The sequence below is a fragment of the Nocardia sp. NPDC004340 genome, from assembly GCF_053602575.1.
Genome location: NZ_JBSGDW010000002.1, coordinates 516,022 through 530,033 on the forward strand (window position 1 = coordinate 516,022; position 14,012 = coordinate 530,033).

The 14,012-nt window shown below is 69.9% G+C and carries 12 protein-coding genes and 1 tRNA gene; 10 read left to right on the forward strand and 3 right to left on the reverse strand.

The features are described from left to right. Positions 1-44: 44 nt before the first annotated feature. The 4 genes from ACWEOI_RS09950 to ACWEOI_RS09965 all read left to right on the forward strand — a co-directional run bounded on the left by ACWEOI_RS09950 (position 45) and on the right by ACWEOI_RS09965 (position 2,652). Positions 45-755 carry a uracil-DNA glycosylase gene (locus ACWEOI_RS09950; protein ID WP_452359412.1) on the forward strand — a complete coding sequence of 237 codons (711 nt, stop codon included), beginning with the start codon at positions 45-47 and terminating at the stop codon, positions 753-755. A gap of 153 nt (positions 756-908) precedes the next feature. Next, positions 909-1,469 carry a TetR/AcrR family transcriptional regulator gene (locus ACWEOI_RS09955; RefSeq protein ID WP_357092400.1) on the forward strand — a complete coding sequence of 187 codons (561 nt, stop codon included), beginning with the start codon at positions 909-911 and terminating at the stop codon, positions 1,467-1,469. A 532-nt stretch (positions 1,470-2,001) separates the two neighbouring features. Continuing rightward, a tRNA-Ala gene (locus ACWEOI_RS09960) sits at positions 2,002-2,074 on the forward strand. 215 nt (positions 2,075-2,289) lie between these two features. Further along, positions 2,290-2,652, forward strand: a complete 363-nt coding sequence (locus tag ACWEOI_RS09965) for a hypothetical protein (protein WP_433668431.1) — start codon at positions 2,290-2,292, stop codon at positions 2,650-2,652. Positions 2,653-2,705: 53 nt separating this feature from the next. Here ACWEOI_RS09965 and ACWEOI_RS09970 read toward each other — a convergent pair whose 3' ends face one another. Next, positions 2,706-3,101 (reverse strand): nuclear transport factor 2 family protein, encoded by a 396-nt coding sequence (locus tag ACWEOI_RS09970; protein ID WP_452359413.1) that lies wholly within the window; start codon positions 3,099-3,101, stop codon positions 2,706-2,708. An 88-nt stretch (positions 3,102-3,189) separates the two neighbouring features. Between ACWEOI_RS09970 and sigJ the strand changes: the two genes are divergently transcribed. The 5 genes from sigJ to ACWEOI_RS09995 all read left to right on the forward strand — a co-directional run bounded on the left by sigJ (position 3,190) and on the right by ACWEOI_RS09995 (position 9,424). Further along, entirely contained in the window at positions 3,190-4,032 is an 843-nt protein-coding gene (gene sigJ, locus ACWEOI_RS09975) for an RNA polymerase sigma factor SigJ (protein ID WP_452359414.1), read from the forward strand. 112 nt (positions 4,033-4,144) lie between these two features. Continuing rightward, the gene (locus ACWEOI_RS09980; RefSeq protein WP_452359415.1) at positions 4,145-4,591 is read left to right on the forward strand and encodes a VOC family protein; all 447 of its coding nucleotides are present in this window, start codon (positions 4,145-4,147) and stop codon (positions 4,589-4,591) included. Between the two features lie 19 nt (positions 4,592-4,610). After that, positions 4,611-6,068: a dihydrolipoyl dehydrogenase family protein gene (locus ACWEOI_RS09985; RefSeq protein ID WP_452359416.1), complete on the forward strand. Its 1,458-nt coding sequence runs from the start codon at positions 4,611-4,613 to the stop codon at positions 6,066-6,068. A 125-nt stretch (positions 6,069-6,193) separates the two neighbouring features. Continuing rightward, positions 6,194-7,636, forward strand: coding sequence for an aldehyde dehydrogenase (locus ACWEOI_RS09990; RefSeq protein WP_452359417.1), 1,443 nt, complete (start codon positions 6,194-6,196; stop codon positions 7,634-7,636). A 192-nt stretch (positions 7,637-7,828) separates the two neighbouring features. Next, positions 7,829-9,424, forward strand: a complete 1,596-nt coding sequence (locus tag ACWEOI_RS09995) for an ABC-F family ATP-binding cassette domain-containing protein (RefSeq protein WP_452359418.1) — start codon at positions 7,829-7,831, stop codon at positions 9,422-9,424. A gap of 68 nt (positions 9,425-9,492) precedes the next feature. On the opposite strand, the gene ACWEOI_RS10000 is transcribed toward ACWEOI_RS09995, so the two are convergent. Together ACWEOI_RS10000 and ACWEOI_RS10005 are read right to left on the reverse strand one after the other, a co-directional pair. Continuing rightward, a complete protein-coding gene (locus ACWEOI_RS10000; protein ID WP_452359419.1) occupies positions 9,493-10,530 on the reverse strand; it encodes an alpha/beta fold hydrolase in 1,038 nt (345 codons plus the stop codon). An 87-nt stretch (positions 10,531-10,617) separates the two neighbouring features. Continuing rightward, positions 10,618-13,332 carry an ATP-binding protein gene (locus tag ACWEOI_RS10005; protein WP_452359420.1) on the reverse strand — a complete coding sequence of 905 codons (2,715 nt, stop codon included), beginning with the start codon at positions 13,330-13,332 and terminating at the stop codon, positions 10,618-10,620. Between the two features lie 130 nt (positions 13,333-13,462). On the opposite strand from ACWEOI_RS10005, the gene ACWEOI_RS10010 reads away from it, so the two are divergent. Next, the gene (locus ACWEOI_RS10010) at positions 13,463-13,891 is read left to right on the forward strand and encodes a hypothetical protein (RefSeq protein ID WP_433668447.1); all 429 of its coding nucleotides are present in this window, start codon (positions 13,463-13,465) and stop codon (positions 13,889-13,891) included. The last annotated feature ends 121 nt before the right edge of the window (positions 13,892-14,012 follow it).

Genomic DNA, 14,012 nt, shown 5'->3' on the forward strand with positions numbered 1-14,012 from the left:
CGCCCAGCCGCACGGTACGGGCCGGAATGTGATTGAGTCGCCTGGTGTGCCGCACAATTGCCCAGCTCGATGCGGAACTGACCGCCTGTCGCGCCTGCCCGCGACTGGTGGCCTGGCGCGAACAGGTGGCCCACGAGAAACGGGCCGCGTTCAGTGACGAGAATTACTGGGGCAAGCCGGTTCCCGGGCTCGGTCCGGCCGATGCCCGGCTACTGCTGGTGGGGCTGGCGCCCGCGGCGCACGGAGGCAATCGCACCGGCCGCATGTTCACCGGTGACCGCAGCGGCGACGTGCTCGTCGCGGCCATGCACGCGGTCGGCCTGACCAATCAGCCGACCAGCGTCTCCGCGGACGACGGTCTGCGTTTGCTGGGAACTCGCGTGACCGCGCCGGTGCACTGCGCGCCGCCCGACAACAAGCCCACGCCGCTGGAACGCGACACCTGCCGCCACTGGCTCACCACCGAATTGACGCTGCTCGCGCCGACCTTGCGCGCGATCATGGTGCTCGGCGGCTGGGGCTGGCAGGCGCTGCTGCCCGCACTGTCCGAATCGGGCTGGGTGGTGCCCAAACCCAAGCCGCGGTTCGGGCACGGCGCGCACGTCGAACTGGACGCCGCCGCACCCGGCCGGTCCCCGATCCATCTGTTCGGCACCTATCACCCGTCCCAGCAGAACACCTTCACCGGCCGCCTCACCCCCGCGATGCTGGAGCAGGTGCTGCGGGACGCCGCCCGCGCCGCGGGTCTGCGCTGAGCCACCGCCGGCGTTACGGTCGCCGGTCCAGTACGGCGGACCGGCTAGGATACGGTCGTGAGCAGGGCCGATGACGAATCCGGGCAGAGCGGCGCGACCGTCCGGGGTGGCGGGAACGGCGTCCGGCCGCGGCGGGCCGAGACCCGGCAGCGGCTGCTGGACGCGGCGTTCGAGGCGTTCGCCGAGGAGGGGTTCGGCCGGTGCTCGGTCGAGCAGGTGTGCGAGCGGGCCGGCTTCACCCGAGGCGCGTTCTACTCGAACTTCACCTCCCTGGAGGAGCTGTTCCTCGCCATGTGGGAACAGCGGTCGGCGCTGATGCTGGCCGAGGCCGCGGCGGTGCTGGACGCGCCCGGCTCGGTGGCGAACGATCCCCGCCGCGCCGTGGAACAGGTCCTCACCGCGGTTCCGGTGGACGACAAGTGGTTTCGGATCACCTCGGAGTTCACCGCGCACGCACTCCGCAATCCCGACCTGCGGCAGGTGATGGTGGCGCGCGAGGAGGCGATCGCCGCGGCCCTCACCCCGGTGGTCGTCGCGCTCATGCGACGCAATGGCCGGCGAGTGCCCGATCCGGCCGCGCTCGGCCGCGCACTGGTGGCCGTCCACGACGGCACCCTGGCCCAATGCCTGCTGGAACCGGACAACCCCGCGGTCCGCGAATACCGGATCGACCTGTTCCTCCGAGTCCTCGACTCCTACAGCGAACCAGCCTGACCGTTGACCTGAATTCGGCGGATTGCGCCCAATGGCGTGCGGTATGCCGAACGCCGGCCCGCGGCATTCCCGCACGCGTCGAACGAATTCCGCCCCCACGCCCACCCCGAGCACATGACCAATGCTCATATCAACATGAATCAACACCGGCCCGTATTCGAAATTCCGTTCGCCGGACAGGAATTCATCCCACAGTTCCAGCAACCACCGCCCACCCACCCTCGGCAGCCACGGAATCACCTGCGCCAGAACCACCTCCACCCTCGCCGCAAATTCCACCCGCGCATCCACTCCATCACTCCAGTCCCCCCCAGGACCGCCACCGGAAACCCGCGCAACCCAGCCAAGCTCTCCGCCACCGCCCGAGCCGTTTCCACCCGCCCAGCCCCATACCCAAGATCTCCCCTCCCCCAGCCCGGAACGCCCGCCCATCCACGCCACCACCCCAAGAAACCCCTCCTAACCAGCCGATTCGCCGACTCCCCACCCCACCTGCTAATGTTCTCCGAGCGCGGATCGGAAGATCCGGCGCGGGGCTATAGCGCAGTTGGTAGCGCGTCTCGTTCGCATCGAGAAGGTCAGGGGTTCGATTCCCCTTAGCTCCACAGAGCAAGAGAGCCGCAGGTCATCGACCTGCGGCTCTCTTGCGTATGCGGCAGCGCGCGGATCCGGTAGGTGACCTCAGAAACAAGACTGGGCATCTGTCCGATACACCTCGGAACGTCCGCCCGATAGTGTTCGGATGTTTGATTCCTCGAGTTGGGTAGCCCGATCGGGAGTCGGCTCCTGGCTCTTCATGTGATACGAACCGAGGGGATTCATGGGCAAGTCATTGGGTATCGCCGCGACGGTTGCGGCCATGAGTGTTTCGGGATTGGGCTTCGTGGCGGTTGCCGGGTCGGGTAGCGCGCAGGCCGCGCCGCAGGACTGCACCGTGACGAAGGGCGTGTTCGACGCGTCCGCGGTGTGCGGGGCGGATGGCGGCGCCAACTATGTGCTGCATCTCGACTGTGTCGGCCTCTACGCGAGCGGGCCGTTCCCGCTGTATGCCGTCGGGGCCTACAAGGTGCTGAGCTATCCGTTCACACCGTCCGGTCAAACCATCTCGGCCGGTTGTACCGGTATGGGTCCCGGCGTCTTCGCGCTGGCGACGAATGCCTACGTCGAGATCTACAACCCTTAGCGCCACAGGAAGGGCCCGGTCCGAACAGGACCGGGCCTTTTTCGTGCCGTGGGTCAGAACATTCCGTGGGGGTGCGGGATGGGGGACGGGACCGGTTGGACGACGTCCCAGTGTTCGGCGATGCGGCCGTTGTGGACTCGGAGGATGTCGACGACGGCGGTTTCGGGGAGGTGGGGAGAGGTGAGGCGGGTGTGGACGGCTACCAGGGTGTCGTCGGCGATCACTCGGTGGACTTGTTGGGTGGCGGTGGTGAGGGCTTGGCCGGCGGGGGTGGCGAAGAAGTCGATGAAGGCTTGGCGGGCCGTGGTGGTGGCGGGGTCGTGAGGGACTCGGGGGTTGTGGGAGATGAAGTCGTCGGCGAGGAGGGCGAAGGCGGCGGGGAGGTCTCCGGTGGCGAAGTGGTCGAGGAGTTCGAGAACCGCGGCGCGGCTGGATTCGGTGGTGGTCATGATGGTGAGACGGATGGCGGAGTGGCCGCGTCACAGGGGGATTCGTGGTTTCGTGTGACGGATCGGGGGGTTGGGACGTCGATAGGGCATGAACGTGGAGTTCGTGGATGTGCGGGCGGAGCTGTTCGGGGCCGCGTATCGGATGCTCGGTAGCCGGGCCGATGCGGAGGATGTGGTGCAGGAGGCTTGGCTACGGTGGGATCGGGTGGATCGGGCGGGGGTGGAGGAGCCGCGGGCTTACCTGTTCCGGATGGTGAGCAGGCTGGCGATCGATCAGATGCGGAAGGTCACGGCGCGGCGGGAGAGCTATGTCGGGCCTTGGCTGCCGGACCCGTTGCTGACGGGGCCAGAGGTGGATTCGGAACTGGCGGAGTCGGTTTCGATGGCGCTGCTGGTGGTGTTGGAGTCGCTGGATCCGGTGGAGCGGGCGGTGTTCGTGCTGCACGAGGCCTTCGGATTCGAGCATGCGGAGATCGCGCAGATGATCGGCCGGACGGAGCGGGCGACACGGCAATTGGGTTATCGCGCACGGCGATACGTCGAGGCGCGACGGCCACGGCACCGGCCTTCGCTCGGGGAGCATCGGGAGGTGACGGAGCGGTTCCTCGCCGCCGCGCTCGGTGGCGACCTCACGGTGCTCACCCAGCTCCTGGCACCGGACGTGGTGTTCTGGGCCGACGCCGACGGCACCGCGGAGACACCACGCGAACTGATCAGCGGCATGCTCCCGGTCGCCGGTTACCTGTGCTCGGTCACCTGGGCCTGGCCGACCGACGCGGAGGTGCGACCAGCCCTCGTCAATTACGGTCCAGGAGCGGTCATCACATCCGGTGGCAGACCGGCCATGGTCGTCTCCCTCGATATCGCGGACGACCGCATCCACGCGGTCCGGTTCATTCTCAACAGCGTCAAGATCGCTCACCTCGGCTGACGACGTACCGAGGGTGTACGTCGCCCGCAGCGTCAGCTGACGGATGTGGCGGTGGGGGCCGGCGGGCGACAGTGGGATCACGAAAACCCCTACACCACAGGAGGACACGATCATGGATATGAAGCTCGAAGTCGTCGTGCTGCCCGTGTCGGATGTCGAGCGTGCCAAGGCGTTCTATGTGGATCGGCTCGGGTTCCGGCTCGACGCGGATTTCGCGGTGAACGACGGATATCGCGTGATTCAGGTGACGCCGCCGGGGTCCGGATGCTCCATCATCTTCGGGGCGGGTGTCAGCGAATCCGCGCCGGGGACGCTGCGCGGCCTGCACCTGGTGGTCACCGATATCGAGAAGGCGGTCGTGGAGTTGACCGAGCGCGGGGTGGCCGTCGACGGTCCGTTCCGGGACGCGACCGGCGTCTTCCATCACGCCGGCACCACCGATCGCGTCGCGGGTGCGCATCCGGAGCGGCGCAGCTACGGTTCCTTCGCTGCGTTCGGCGATCCCGACGGCAACAGCTGGTTCCTGCAGGAAATCACTCAGCGCGCGCCCGGCCGCTGACCCGCACCGAAAGCAGATCATGTCCGACGAGAACATCCAGATGTACGACGTCATCGTCCTCGGGGCGGGACCGGTGGGCGAGAATGTCGCCGACCGCACCGCCGCCGCGGGACTCCGCACCGTCATCGTCGAATCCGAGCTGGTCGGCGGCGAATGTTCGTACTGGGCTTGCGAACCCAGCAAGGCGCTGCTGCGGCCCGCGCTGCTGTACGGCGAGGCCGCGCGGTTCCCGGGCGTCGGGAACGCGGTCACCGGGCCGCTCGATGCCGACGCGGTCCTGAAGCATCGCGACCGGATGGCGGCCGATTGGGACGATCAGGGCCAGGTCGAATGGCTCGAATCCGCCGGCATCGCCTTGATGCGCGGTCATGGGCGGCTCGACGGGGTGCGGGAGGTGACGGTCGAGACGCCCGGCGGTGGCACCGTGCGATTGCGGGCCCGGCACGCGGTCGCGGTGTGCACGGGCACCCGGGCGGCCCTCCCGCCGCTGCCGGGCCTGGACGCGCTGCGGCCGTGGACCAGTCGTGAGGCCACCAGCGCCCGCGAGGTGCCGAGCAGACTCGGCATTCTGGGCGCGGGAGTGGTCGCCGTCGAAATGGCCACGGCGTGGCGGGCTCTGGGGTCCGAGGTCGTGCTCATCGCACGGGAACCGCGGCTGCTCACCCGCGTCGAGGAGTTCGCCGCGGACCTGGTCGCCGATCGGCTGCGTGCGGCGGGTGTCGACCTGCGATTCGGGTCGGGCATCGTGAGCGCGGAACGGGCGGGCGGACCCGACGACGGCATCCACCTCGGCCTGTCCGGCGGCGAGCGGATCGTGGTCGACGAGCTGCTGTTCGCGACGGGCCGGGCGCCGCGCACCGACGATATCGGCTTGGAGACAATCGGTTTGGCCTCCGGCGAATGGCTCGCCACCGATGACGCGTTCACCGTGACCGCCGTCGACGGCGAATGGCTGTACGCCGTAGGCGATGTCAATCACCGGGCGTTGCTCACCCATCAGGGCAAGTATCAGGCGCGGATCGCGGGGCAGGTCATCGCGGATCGGGCGGCCGGGCGGGAGCTGGACCGGTCGCCGTGGGGCGCGCACGCCGGGACCGCCGATCTGGTCGCGGTCCCGCAGGTGGTGTTCACCGATCCGGAGATCGCCGCGGTCGGCCTCACCACCGAGGAGGCGGCGCGGCTGGGCCGCACGGTGGATGTCGTCGACTACGAGATCGGCCGGGTCGCGGGCGCGATCCAGCACGATCCGGAATATCGCGGCCGGGCGCGCATCCTCATCGACCCGGAGCGCCGGGTGATCGTCGGGGCCACCTTCGCCGGACCGGGCGTGGCGGAGCTGCTGCATTCGGCGACCATCGCCATCACCGGCGAGATCATCGTGGACCGGCTCTGGCATGCGGTGCCGTCGTTCCCCACCATCAGCGAGGTGTGGCTGCGACTGCTGGAGACCTACCGGGATCAGCGCGCGAAGCCCTGACCGCGCGGCGGCGTGTGACCGTCAGCGAGTACGTCATCCGACGCTCGCGGCCAGCGCCCGGCGGCTCCTAGCGTCACCACCATGACCAGCATCTTTCGTCCCGCCCTCGACGCGGGAGCACACGGATGATCACCTATGACCGGCTCTACGTCGGCGGCGTCTGGACCGAACCCAGCGAACCGGCCCTGCTGGAGATCCTGTCCCCACACGACGGATCGCTCCTCGGCGCGGCGGCACAGGCGCAACCCGCCGACGTGGAGCGCGCGGTCGCGGCGGCCCGCGCCGCCTTCGACAGCCGGGAATGGCGTGACACCCCGCCGAGCGAACGAATCACGGTGCTGCGCAGGTTCAACGAACTGCGCGAGGAGCAGGCCGACCGGATCGCCGAGCTCATCACCGCCGAGAACGGCTCCGCGGCGTGGTTCACCCGGGCGGGTCAGGCCGCGCTGACCCGGCAGGCCAACGCGTATCTGACCGCCGCGGAGAGTTTCGACTGGGAGCGCACCCTCACTCCGTCGGACCCGGATTCCCCGGTGCGCAGCGTGGTTCGGCGCGAGCCGGTCGGCGTGGTGGCCGCGGTGATCCCGTGGAACTCCCCCTTCTCCTCCGCCACATCGAAGATCCTGCCCGCCCTGTTGACCGGAAACTCCGTGGTGCTCAAGGTTTCTCCGGAGAACTCGCTCAGCATGGGCCTGCTGGCCGAGCTGCTGGATCGCGTCGGCCTGCCCGGCGGCGTGGTCAGTGTGCTGCCCGCGGAACGGGAAACGAGCGAGTACCTGATCTCGCATCCCGCGGTGGACAAGATCGCCTTCACCGGCTCGACCGGGGCGGGTCGCCGGATCGCGGCCATCGCGGGTGAGCAGCTCAAACGGGTCAGCCTGGAACTGGGCGGCAAGTCGGCGGCGGTGATCCTGCCCGATGCCGATCTGACCGCGGTCGTGAACGGCCTGAAGTTCGGCTCGCTGCTGAACAATGGCGAATCCTGTATCGCCCAGACGCGCATCATCGCCCCGCGCTCCCGCTACGAGGAGGTGGTCACGGCACTGGCGGAGCTGGTCGAATCCCTGCCGGTCGGTGACCCGCGCGACCCGCGGACCTTCATCGGCCCGATGGTTCGCGGCGATCAGCAACAGCGGGTCCGCGATTACATCGAGATCGGCATCGCCGAGGGCGCGCGCCTGGTCTGCGGCGGCCCGCAGCTGCCGCCGGGACTGCCGGACGGCTTCTATGTCACGCCAACGGTTTTCGCCGATGTGACCCCGTCCATGCGGATCGCCCGGGAGGAGATCTTCGGCCCGGTGCTGGTCGTCCTCGCCTACGACGACCTCGACGACGCCGTGCGCATCGCCAATGACTCCGACTACGGGCTCTCCGGCGGCGTGTGGTCGGCGGACGTCGACGCGGCGCTGTCCGTGGCCCGCCGGATCCGGACCGGGACCGTCACCGTCAATGGCGCGCCGGTCGGCTTCGACGGCCCGTTCGGCGGCTTCAAGGCCAGCGGGATCGGCCGCGAATACGGCGTGGTCGGTCTGGGTCAGTACACCGAATTCCAGACGATCACCGTCTGACGTCGCTGCTAGGGTGGTCCCGTGCTCATCGAGGAAGTCGACAGAATCTAGCCGCCCGGTCGAAGGCGGCGCTTTCTCTCACACTTGTCGCTCGGCCCCGTCGGCCGCGCGCTCCTGGCCTTCGCCCGGCTCCGAGACGTTCCCGAATCACGTCCGGCCGCTCGTTCGCGAGCAGGAAAGAGTCGACAACCCATGTCCACATCCATGCCTTCCGCGGTCACCCTGCGGAATCTGTCCTTCGAATGGCCCGACGGCAGCATCGCGCTGTCCGGGCTCAATGGCACCCTCAGCACCGGGCGCACCGGTGTGGTCGGCCGCAACGGCGCGGGGAAATCAACGCTGTTGCGGCTGATCGCCGGAATCCTGACCCCGACGGCGGGGCGGGTCGAAACCACCGGCGCGGTCGGGTATCTCCCCCAGAGCCTCACCCTCGGCCGTGATGCGACGATCGCCCAATTGCTCGGTATCGCGGGCAAACTCGCGGCTTTGCGCGCGATAGAGTCCGGCGAGACGAGCGACGAGCATTTCGAGACGATCGGCGACGACTGGGACATCGAAGCCCGCGCCGACGAGGCGCTCCACGAAATCGGTTTCAGCGCGGCCGATCTGAACAGAGGAGTCGGCGAGATCTCGGGCGGCGAGGCCGTCCTGGTAGCGATCACCGGCCTGCGGGTCCAGCGCACGCCCATCACCCTGCTCGACGAGCCGACCAACAACCTCGATCGCGAAACCCGCGCCAAGCTGGCCGGATTCGTGGATTCCTGGCCCGGAACCCTGATCGTGGTGAGCCACGATCTCGAACTGCTCGAGCGGATGGACGCCACCGCGGAGCTGCGCGGCGCGGAACTGGCGGTCTTCGGCGGGCCGTACAGCGCCTGGAAAGCGTCTGTCGAACAGGAGCAGGTCGCGGCCGTCCAGGCCGCCCGCACCGCCGAACAGGCCGTGAAGGTCGAGAAGCGGCAGCGGATCGAGGCCGAGACCAAGCTCGCCCGCCGCGAGCGCACCGCCCGCGCGACCCAGCGGGACGGGGGGATTCCACGGATTCTCGCGGGCAACCGGGCCAGTCGGGCCCAGGGTTCGGCGGGAGCCATGCGCACCACGCTGGACGCGAAACTCCAAGCCGCGCAACAGCTGCTGGACGACGCGTCGTCCCGGGTCCGCCGTGAGGAGCACATCCACCTCGACCTCCCGGATCCGGATGTGCCGCGCAGCCGCCGGATCGCGGAACTGAGTGACGGTGATCGGCGGGTCGTCATTCAGGGCCCGGAACGCGTAGCGCTGGTCGGCCCCAATGGCTCCGGTAAATCGACGCTGGTCGAGAACCTGCTCACGGGCCGCGATCCGGACCGGGGCAGTCTGCTCACCGAGCGGGTGGGGTATCTGCCGCAGCGCCTGGACAACCTCGACGAGGACGCCAGCGCACTCGACAACGTGCACGCCGCGGCACCCACGGCGACCCCGGCCGTGATCCGTAATCATCTGGCCCGCTTGCTGTTACGGGGCAGCAGTGTGGAACGTCCGGTCTCGACGCTGTCGGGCGGTGAACGGTTCCGGGTGTCGCTGGCCCGCCTGTTGTTCGCCGATCCGCCGGCGCAGCTGCTGATTCTGGACGAGCCGACCAACAATCTCGATATCACCAGCGTCGAGCAGCTGACCGAAGCGCTGGCCGACTATCGCGGCGCGATCCTGGTGGTCAGCCACGACTATCCGTTCCTGCGCGGGATCGGGATCGACACCGTGGTGGAACTCGAACCGGGCGGCCGCATTCAGCAGCGCAGCGCTCTGTAACCGTCTCCGGCTCCGGGCGCCTTCGGGTGCTCGGAGCCGGATCTGCACAACCGGGGCTTCCGCCGCCGTCAGAGACGGTCGGCGTCGATGATCGCCTGCGCGAACGGCCGTGGCGCTTCCTGCGGGACGTTGTGCCCGATCCCGTCGAGGACGCGGTGCTCGTACTTGCCGGTGAACTTGCCGCGGTATCCCTTGCCGTCCTTGGCCGCCCCGTCGAAATCGCTGCTGACGGTGATCGCGGGCACCGAGATGACCGGCCCGGCGGCGAGCTGCTGTTCGTAGCCGTCGTACTGCGGTTCGCCCGGGGCCAGGCTCAGCCGCCACCGGTAGTTGGAGATGACGATGTCGACGTGGTCGGGATTGTCGAAGGCGGTCGCGCTGCGGTTGTAGGTCGCGTCGTCGAAAGTCCAGGCGGGAGAGGCGCGTTGCCAGATGAGCTTGTTGAAGTCGTGGCGGTTGCGGTCATAGCCGAGACGGCCGCGTTCGGTGGCGAAGTAGTACTGGTACCACCAGCCGAGCTCCGCTTCGGGCGGCAGGGGCTGCTGCTGGGCAGCCTGCTGGGTGATGAGGTAGCCGCTCACCGCGACCATGGCCTTGACGCGCTGCGGCCACAGGGCGGCGATGACGTCGACCGTGCGTGCGCCCCAGTCGAATCCGCCGAGCACGGCCTTGTCGATGTGCAGGGCGTCCATGAAGTCGACGATGTCGCGCGCGATGGCCGACTGCTGGCCGTTGCGCACGGTCTGCGGGGACCGGAAGGTGGTTTCGCCGTAGCCGCGCAGGAAGGGCACCAGGACCCGGTACCCGGCGTCGGCCAGCAGCGGGCCGACATCGGCGAAGCTGTAGGCGTCGTAGGGCCAGCCGTGCAGCAGGATCACGGGTTGTCCGGTGGCGGGCCCGAATTCGGCGTAGGCGACGTTCAGCACGCCCGCGTCGATCTTCTTGATCGGGCCCAGGCCGGTGTGCGCGCCCGATCCGGCCCGCGGGTTCACGCTCGTGGGAGCCGGCGCGGGCGTGGCGGAGTCGGTGGCGCAGGCGGTGAGGGTGGCCGCGGCCAGGCCCGCCGCCAGCGTGGCGCCGAAGAGGCGTCGTCGGTCGAGGTTCATGCCTTCGACGCTAGGGAGCGGGCCTGGCCCGCCGCGTGCGTCGGATGACGTAATCGGTGTCGATCGATCGCGGCGGCGACCCGCCGATCACCCGGCCGTTTCGTCCAGGGTGGGCAGCAGGGCCGCGAGATCCCCGCGCGAACTGATGCCCAGCTTCGGGAAGATCCGGTGCAGGTGGGTGCTGACGGTCCGGTGCGACAGGTAGAGCCGCTGCCCGATCTCGCGGTTGGTCAGGCCCTGCGCCGCGAGTTGCGCGATGCTCAGTTCGTGCGGGGTGAGCCGCTCGCGGGCATCGGGGTCGCGGTTCGGGCTCGATTCACCGGCGCTGCGCAGTTCCAGGCGGGCCCGTTCGCTCCACGCGGTGAAGCCGAGCGCGTCGAAGATCTCACGGGCCGTGCGCAAGTGGGTGCGGGACTCGACCACGCGGCGCTGCCGCCGCAGCCATTCGCCGTAGGCCAGGTGCAGGCGGCCGCGTTCGGCGGGCCAGCCGGTCAGGTCCGCGGCCAGGGCGGCGGCGAACGCCTCGGCGGCCTTGTCACCGGCGAGAACCGCTCGGGCATAGCGCATGCCGATGTGCAGGGCGGGTGACGGCGTGGCCTCGGCGGACGCTTCGAGTCCGCGCAGCAGGTCGGCCATGGCGTCGGCTTGCCCAGCGCGGACGGCGGCCTCGGCGAGTTCGGTGAGGAAGTACGCCGCCAGCGCCGGTGAATGCGACGGATCGCGCGGATCGTGGATGCGGGCCAGGTCGGTGAAGGCGTCGTCGAATCGGCCTTCCCCGAGCGCGGTGAGCCCGCGGGTGAGCTGCACGGTGGCGAGCACCGGCCGGGCTCCCGCGGCCAGTCCGGTGCGTTCGGCGTCCGCCGCCAGGGTGGTGGCCTCCGCGTAATCGCCACGCAGCGCCGCGATTTCGGCCTGCACCGACACGATCACCGCGTGCATGAACGGCTGCTCTGTCTCCAGCGCGAACGCCGCCGCCTCGGCCGCGATGGGTGCGGCGGTGGCGATATCGCCGAGCCGGGCCAGGCTCCACGCCTGGATCGCGAGCGCCCGGGTCAGCAGCCCCAGCCGTCCGGCGGACCGGAATCCGGGCGCGGACGCCGCGGCGAACTGGGCCGCCAGATCGAACGCGCCGACCTGGTAGGCGGCGCTGCTGAGATAGTGGTCGACCTCGGTGTCGCGGCCGGAGGTCGCCGCCAGCGTGCGCAGGTGGCCGAGGACCTCGTCGTCGCGCTCGAACGGGGCCACGATCGAGTCGATCGCGAGCTTGGCCGGATCTCCGCCGGGAATGGCGAAGGTGTCGGCGACCGCGAGCACCGCGCGGCGGGTGTCGGGCCCGGGTTCGGACCAGAAGCAGCGGGCGGCCGCCGCCCACAGGATCCGCAGCGCGGGATCCGGGTAGCCGTCGGCGGCGACATCGGCCGCCAGCACGGCCAGTTCGCCGATACGCGTGTGGCTTTCGCGCATGCCGTCCTCGAAACCGGAGAGCAGCCAGGCCGCGGTGGCCTGCTGTCCGGCCGTGAGGGGCAGCATGCGCGCGGCGTCCACCAGCCGTTCGACGGTGTCGCGGCTGCCCGCGTCGACGGCCAGTTCGGCGGCGCGCAGCAGGCGGTCCGCGCGGCGGCCGGGGGTGACGGTGAGGGCCGCGGCGTGTTCCATGGCGGCGACCGCGCCGCCGCGGTGCCGGGACCGTTCGGCGGCGGCTTCGAGCGCGGCGGCGACGTCCTCGTCGGCGCCGGCCGTGCCCGCGGCCCGATGCCACACCTGGCGTTCCGGCGACTCGGCGAGGACGTCGGCGAGGGCCAGGTGGGCGCGGCGGCGTTCCGCGCCGGTCGCCGCGGCCACCAGGGCGGAGCGCACCAGGGGATGACGGAAAGCGACCGTGCCGGAACCGATGTCGACCAGCCGGGCTCCGACCGCCGGGGCGAGATCCTCGGCGGTGACGGCGGAATCCAGGAGCATCCCGGCGGCGGTGAGGGTTTCGGCGACCGAGTCGCCGTCGTTCAGGGCGGCGACGAGCAGGACCGAGCGGGTCGGGCCGGGCAGAGTGGCGCTGCGAGCCGAGAAGGCCTGTTCCAGACGCTCGGTCAACGGCAGAGTCGAAGCGGTCTCGGTGAGATCCATTGCGGCCATGGGTAGCTCGGTCAGGGCGAGCGGGTTGCCGTGCGATTCGGCCAGCACGCGGCGCCGGACCTGCGCGGGCAGATCCGGCGCGATGGCGTCGAGCAGCGCGTTCGCGTCATCGCCGGCGAGCGGTCCGAGACGCATGACGGTCAATCCGGCCGCGCTCACCGGCGAGGCCGCGCCGTCGCGCCGGGTGGCCAGCAGCGCAACGGGTTCGGAGTCGAGGCGGCGGGCGACGAAGGCCAGCACCTCGGCGCTGGCCAGGTCGAGCCAGTGCACGTCCTCGGCGACGACCAGCACCGCGCGCTCGGCCGCCGAATCGGCGAGCAGGGTCAGGGCGGCGAGCCCGACCAGGTGGATGCTCGGCTCGTCGATGCTCTCCGACATGCCCAGAGCGGTTGTCAGCGCGTCGAATTGCCGGGCGGGCAGGGTGTCGAACTCGCGGCGCAGCGGATACAGGAGCCGGTGCAGCCCGGCGTAGACGAGATTGCGTTCGGCTTCCACGCCCGCGGTCCGCAGCACGCGATGACCGGCGGCGGAGGCGGCGGCGACGGTCTGCTCGACCAGTGTCGACTTCCCGATGCCGGGCTCGCCCTCGATCAGGATGCCGCTGCGCTCGCCGGGTCCGTCCACCAGGGCGGACAGGTCTTTGAGTTCGGTGTCGCGTCCGAACAACGGCATGGTGCGGAATCCTCCTCCGGGCCCGCACGGCAGATGTGGGTCCCGCCGCGACCCTACCCACGGTTGATTACGTCAAGACAGCGTCATCTGACAGATTCGGCGACCCGGCCGTGACGGCGAAGGTATTCCCATGGCTACCGTTCGATTCCACCTGATGTCCACCCTGTCCCCCGCCGAGGTCATGCACGTGCTGACCGACTTCGGCCCCACCCGCCCCGACGCCTGGCCCAGCATCGACGCCGAGCACTTCGCCGTCCACGCTCGCGGCGACAATTGGGCCGAGGTCACCGAGGGCACCGCCGCGGCCTGGGAGCGCGCCCGCTACGACTGGGACCCGTCCGGTGACACCGTCACCATCACCACCCTCGATTCCAAACTCTTCGGCGCGGGCGGCGGCTGGGTCTTCCGGATCACCCCCGACCTGTCCGGCAGCCGGGTGGACGTCGAGCTGACCCGCACCCCGCAGGCCCTCAAAGGCAAGATCCTCGCCGCGCTGCTGCCCCTGATCGGCCCGTCCTCCCTCCGCAAGTCCTTCGCCACACCGCTGCGGGCCGCGTGATGTCGGCATCGCAGCCCCACCAGCACTTGATCGCCGATCTTTTCGTCTGCGGCCCGGTCGCGATGCTGCTCTGGTCCGAGACCGCCGTGCTACACGGTCGCGGGCCGTCGGTGCGAGACCT

Excerpts from the sequence above, each read along its gene's own strand:
- ACWEOI_RS10000 (WP_452359419.1), bottom strand. The coding sequence starts at position 10,530 with ATGAACCTCGACCGACGACGCCTCTTCGGCGCCACGCTGGCGGCGGGC.
- ACWEOI_RS09995 (WP_452359418.1), top strand. The coding sequence starts at position 7,829 with ATGTCCACATCCATGCCTTCCGCGGTCACCCTGCGGAATCTGTCCTTC.
- ACWEOI_RS09990 (WP_452359417.1), top strand. The coding sequence starts at position 6,194 with ATGATCACCTATGACCGGCTCTACGTCGGCGGCGTCTGGACCGAACCC.
- ACWEOI_RS10005 (WP_452359420.1), bottom strand. The coding sequence starts at position 13,332 with ATGCCGTTGTTCGGACGCGACACCGAACTCAAAGACCTGTCCGCCCTG.
- sigJ (WP_452359414.1), top strand. The coding sequence starts at position 3,190 with ATGAACGTGGAGTTCGTGGATGTGCGGGCGGAGCTGTTCGGGGCCGCG.
- ACWEOI_RS09985 (WP_452359416.1), top strand. The coding sequence starts at position 4,611 with ATGTCCGACGAGAACATCCAGATGTACGACGTCATCGTCCTCGGGGCG.
- ACWEOI_RS09965 (WP_433668431.1), top strand. The coding sequence starts at position 2,290 with ATGGGCAAGTCATTGGGTATCGCCGCGACGGTTGCGGCCATGAGTGTT.
- ACWEOI_RS09980 (WP_452359415.1), top strand. The coding sequence starts at position 4,145 with ATGGATATGAAGCTCGAAGTCGTCGTGCTGCCCGTGTCGGATGTCGAG.
- ACWEOI_RS10010 (WP_433668447.1), top strand. The coding sequence starts at position 13,463 with ATGGCTACCGTTCGATTCCACCTGATGTCCACCCTGTCCCCCGCCGAG.
- ACWEOI_RS09970 (WP_452359413.1), bottom strand. The coding sequence starts at position 3,101 with ATGACCACCACCGAATCCAGCCGCGCCGCGGTTCTCGAACTCCTCGAC.